Raw genomic sequence first — 5,573 nt, 5'->3', positions numbered from 1 at the left:
GCGTGTGATGTTTGAGAACTCAACAGTGTGTCATGCATAGATTGTTGTGACGTTTGTGTGCGTCTGGCTCTGTGTTGATGGATTCCTTCGGGGGTTTGGATTCTGGGGTTGGGCGTGTGTTTTCGGCAATGATGATTCTGATGACAGTTTGTCAGCAGTTTCTGTTGTTGGGTTTGGATTTTCTTATGGAGAGTTTGATCCTGGCTCAGGACGAACGCTGGCGGCGTGCTTAACACATGCAAGTCGAGCGGAAAGGCTCCTTCGGGGGTACTCGAGCGGCGAACGGGTGAGTAACACGTGAGTAATCTGCCCTGTGCTCTGGGATAGCCACCGGAAACGGTGATTAATACCGGATATGACACTGTCACGCATGTGGTGGTGTGGAAAGTTTTTCGGCGCAGGATGTGCTCGCGGCCTATCAGCTTGTTGGTGAGGTAATGGCTCACCAAGGCTTTGACGGGTAGCCGGCCTGAGAGGGTGACCGGTCACACTGGGACTGAGACACGGCCCAGACTCCTACGGGAGGCAGCAGTGGGGAATATTGGACAATGGGCGGAAGCCTGATCCAGCAACGCCGCGTGAGGGATGACGGCCTTCGGGTTGTAAACCTCTTTCAGTACCGACGAAGCGAGAGTGACGGTAGGTACAGAAGAAGGACCGGCCAACTACGTGCCAGCAGCCGCGGTAATACGTAGGGTCCGAGCGTTGTCCGGAATTATTGGGCGTAAAGGGCTCGTAGGCGGTTTGTCGCGTCGGGAGTGAAAACCATGGGCTTAACTCATGGCTGGCTTTCGATACGGGCAGACTAGAGGTATGCAGGGGAGAATGGAATTCCTGGTGTAGCGGTGAAATGCGCAGATATCAGGAGGAACACCGGTGGCGAAGGCGGTTCTCTGGGCATTACCTGACGCTGAGGAGCGAAAGTGTGGGGAGCGAACAGGATTAGATACCCTGGTAGTCCACACCGTAAACGTTGGGCGCTAGGTGTGGGGCCTATTCCATGGGTTCCGTGCCGTAGCTAACGCATTAAGCGCCCCGCCTGGGGAGTACGGCCGCAAGGCTAAAACTCAAAGGAATTGACGGGGGCCCGCACAAGCGGCGGAGCATGCGGATTAATTCGATGCAACGCGAAGAACCTTACCTGGGTTTGACATACACCGGAAGCCCCCAGAGATGGGGGTCTCTTTGATACTGGTGTACAGGTGGTGCATGGCTGTCGTCAGCTCGTGTCGTGAGATGTTGGGTTAAGTCCCGCAACGAGCGCAACCCTCGTTCCATGTTGCCAGCGGGTTATGCCGGGGACTCATGGGAGACTGCCGGGGTCAACTCGGAGGAAGGTGGGGATGACGTCAAGTCATCATGCCCCTTATGTCCAGGGCTTCACGCATGCTACAATGGCCGGTACAAAGGGCTGCGATCCCGTGAGGGGGAGCGAATCCCAAAAAGCCGGTCTCAGTTCGGATTGGGGTCTGCAACTCGACCCCATGAAGTCGGAGTCGCTAGTAATCGCAGATCAGCAACGCTGCGGTGAATACGTTCCCGGGCCTTGTACACACCGCCCGTCACGTCACGAAAGTCGGCAACACCCGAAGCCGGTGGCCTAACCCTTGTGGAAGGAGCCGTCGAAGGTGGGGCTGGCGATTGGGACGAAGTCGTAACAAGGTAGCCGTACCGGAAGGTGCGGCTGGATCACCTCCTTTCTAAGGAGCACACCCGCCTCGACAGCCGAATGAGTTGTTGATATATGGGGTGTTCGGATAGTGGAACACAATGATCGTTGGATGGTTGGCTGCGGATGTTTGTTCGTGGTTGGTTCGTTCGGTAGGTATGGCACGCTGTTGGGTGTCTGAGGCATCAGACGCCGCTTGGCTGGATAACTCTGCATCGGGGGTGACCTTGGTGTGGGGGGCTGGGTTGGGGCTGGTTTGGCTTCTGGTTGTTTGACTTCTTCATAGTGGACGCGAGCATTAATTATAGTGTTTGTTTCGTGATTGTTTTGTGTGTTCTCTTAATGAGGTTTGTTCCACAGGCTCGGGTGTGACTCGGGTTGTGAGGGCCGCTGGCATGATGTGACTGCTCGACTTCTGTTGCCTTCTTTAGGATGGTGGTGGGGGTGGGGTTGTTGTGTGTGTTGGTGGTTTGTTGTGGGCAAGTTGTTAAGGGCACATGGTGGATGCCTTGGCATCGAGAGCCGATGAAGGACGTTGGAGCCTGCGATATGCCCTGGGGAGTTGGCAACCGAGCGTTGATCCGGGGATGTCCGAATGGGGAAACCCAGCTGGAGTTATGTCCAGTTACCCACATCTGAATGAAATAGGGTGTGTGGAGGGAACACGGGGAAGTGAAACATCTCAGTACCCGTAGGAAGAGAAAACAAAAGTGATTCCGAGAGTAGTGGCGAGCGAAATCGGATGAGGCTAAACCCATGTCGTGTGATAGCCGGCAGGCGTTGCGGTGTGGGGGTTGTGGGAGTGTTGTTTCTGCCTCTGCCGGGGTGGAGCACAGTAAGAAACTTCAAACGAGGTCGAAGTCCGTTGGAAAGCGGTGCCGGAGCGGGTGATAGCCCCGTAGACGATAGGTTGGAGCTGTGTTCAGCATTTCCCAAGTAACACGCTACTCCTGGAATGGTGTGTGAATCTGGCGGGACCACCCGTTAAGCCTAAATACTCCTCGATGACCGATAGCGGACCAGTACCGTGAGGGAAAGGTGAAAAGTACCCCTGGCGGGGAGTGAAATAGTACCTGAAACCATGTGCCTACAATCCGTCGGAGCTGGGAGGGTCCTTGTGGCTCTTTGTGGTGACGGCGTGCCTTTTGAAGAATGAGCCTGCGAGTTAGCGATACGTGGCAAGGTTAACCCGTGTGGGGTAGCCGTAGCGAAAGCGAGTCTGAATAGGGCGTTTGAGTCGCGTGTTCTAGACCCGAAGCGGAGTGATCTATCCATGGGCAGGTTGAAGCGCCGGTAAGACGGCGTGGAGGACCGAACCCACTTCAGTTGAAAATGGAGGGGATGACCTGTGGATAGGGGTGAAAGGCCAATCAAACTCCGTGATAGCTGGTTCTCCCCGAAATGCATTTAGGTGCAGCGTTGCGTGTTTCTTGCCGGAGGTAGAGCACTGGATAGCCGATGGGCCCTACAAGGTTACTGACGTTAGCCAAACTCCGAATGCCGGTAAGTGAGAGCGTGGCAGTGAGACTGTGGGGGATAAGCTTCATAGTCGAGAGGGAAACAGCCCAGACCATCGGCTAAGGCCCCTAAGAGGTGGCTAAGTGGAAAAGGATGTGGAGTCGCAGTGACAACCAGGAGGTTGGCTTGGAAGCAGCCATCCTTGAAAGAGTGCGTAATAGCTCACTGGTCAAGTGATTCCGCGCCGACAATGTAGCGGGGCTCAAGCCATCCGCCGAAGCCATGGCAGTTCCATTTAACCCAGGCAGGGTAACTTGTCCAGGGGTGGAGCTGGGTAGGGGAGCGTCGTGTCACGGGTGAAGCGCCGGAGTGATCCAGGTGTGGACGTGACACGAGTGAGAATGCAGGCATGAGTAGCGAATCACGGGTGAGAAACCCGTGCGCCGATTGATCAAGGGTTCCAGGGTCAAGCTAATCTGCCCTGGGTAAGTCGGGACCTAAGGCGAGGCCGACAGGCGTAGTCGATGGACAACGGGTTGATATTCCCGTACCGGCGAAATGGCGCCCATGATGAGCCCGGTGATGCTAACCACCCGAAGCGTCTTGTACTGATCCCTTCGGGGTGAGGGCTTGGCGTGGAGCGTGGGATCCTATCCGGTAGTAGTCAAGCGATGGGGTGACACAGGAAGGTAGCCCAACCGCCGCGATGGTAGACGGCGGGTAAGCATGTAGGACGTGACTTAGGCAAATCCGGGTCACAGCCCTTTGGTGGGTGAGTCTGAGATGTGATGCCGAGGCCTTTGGCCGAAGTGGGTGATCCTATGCTGTCGAGAAAAACCTCTAGCGAGCCATGAGCCGCCCGTACCCGAAACCGACTCAGGTGATCAGGTAGAGAATACCGAGGCGATCGAGACAACCATGGTTAAGGAACTCGGCAAAATGCCCCCGTAACTTAGGGATAAGGGGGGCCCGGATCGTGTAGCCGCTTGCCGGTGTAGCGTGAGGGGCCGCAGAGACCAGGGGAAAGCGACTGTTTACTAAAAACACAGGTCCGTGCGAAGTTGTAAGACGATGTATACGGACTGACTCCTGCCCGGTGCTGGAAGGTTAAGAGGACGGGTTAGATCGTAAGATCGAAGCTCAGAATTTAAGCCCCAGTAAACGGCGGTGGTAACTATAACCATCCTAAGGTAGCGAAATTCCTTGTCGGGTAAGTTCCGACCTGCACGAATGGAGTAACGACTTTCCTACTGTCTCAACCATGGACTCGGCGAAATTGCACTACGAGTAAAGATGCTCGTTACGCGCGGCAGGACGGAAAGACCCCGGGACCTTTACTATAGTTTGGCATTGGTGTTTGGTTCGGCTTGTGTAGGATAGGTGGGAGACTGTGAAGTGGCCACGCCAGTGGTTGTGGAGTCATCGTTGAAATACCACTCTGGTCGTACTAGATGTCTAACCTAGGGCCATGATCTGGTTCAGGGACAGTGCCTGATGGGTAGTTTAACTGGGGCGGTTGCCTCCCAAAATGTAACGGAGGCGCTCAAAGGTTCCCTCAGCCTGGTTGGCAATCAGGTGTTGAGTGTAAGTGCACAAGGGAGCTTGACTGTGAGACAGACATGTCGAGCAGGGACGAAAGTCGGAACTAGTGATCCGGCAACGGCGAGTGGAAGCGTTGTCGCTCAACGGATAAAAGGTACCCCGGGGATAACAGGCTGATCTTCCCCAAGAGTCCATATCGACGGGATGGTTTGGCACCTCGATGTCGGCTCGTCGCATCCTGGGGCTGGAGTAGGTCCCAAGGGTTGGGCTGTTCGCCCATTAAAGCGGCACGCGAGCTGGGTTTAGAACGTCGTGAGACAGTTCGGTCCCTATCCGCCGCGCGCGTAGGAAACTTGAGAAAGGCTGTCCCTAGTACGAGAGGACCGGGATGGACGAACCTCTGGTGTGCCAGTTGTACCGCCAGGTGCATGGCTGGTTGGCTACGTTCGGAAGTGATAACCGCTGAACGCATCTAAGCGGGAAGCACGTTTCAAGATGAGGTTTCCCACCCCTAGTGGGTTAAGGCCCCCAACAGATTATTGGGTTGATAGGCCGGAGGTGTACAGCAGCAATGCCCAGCCGACCGGTACTAATAGGCCGAAGACTTGCCACAACAAACCCCCAACACACTCAACAACACCAAACACACACTGTGATGGTGCTGCGCGTCCACGATGAAGATCCAACCCCGACCACCCTGGACGGGTGTGGGTTCGGTCGAGAACACCTCGACCCAACACACGCCCCCGATGGGTGGGACATGACAGGGGTTCATAGAGTTACGGCGGCCATAGCGGCAGGGAAACACCCGGTCCCATCCCGAACCCGGAAGTTAAGCCTGCCAGCGCCGATGGTACTGCAACCGCGAGGATGTGGGAGAGTAGGACGCCGCCGGACAAACATT

3 rRNA genes are annotated in these 5,573 nt (G+C 55.8%); all 3 read left to right on the top strand.

The annotated features are described in order from the left end of the window. Positions 1 to 182: 182 nt before the first annotated feature. A 16S ribosomal RNA gene (locus tag KVF89_RS00015) occupies positions 183 to 1,700 on the top strand. A gap of 446 nt (positions 1,701 to 2,146) precedes the next feature. Further along, positions 2,147 to 5,282 (top strand): 23S ribosomal RNA (locus KVF89_RS00010). A 167-nt stretch (positions 5,283 to 5,449) separates the two neighbouring features. Further along, positions 5,450 to 5,566, top strand: a 5S ribosomal RNA gene (gene rrf, locus KVF89_RS00005). Together the 16S, 23S and 5S rRNA genes form the textbook arrangement of a ribosomal RNA operon. Positions 5,567 to 5,573 lie beyond the last annotated feature (7 nt).

Source organism: Nocardioides carbamazepini (assembly GCF_024614185.1).
GTDB lineage: Bacteria > Actinomycetota > Actinomycetes > Propionibacteriales > Nocardioidaceae > Nocardioides > Nocardioides carbamazepini.
The sequence above is the reverse complement of the archived record's forward strand: the minus strand, read 5'-3'. Positions and strand labels throughout refer to the sequence as shown.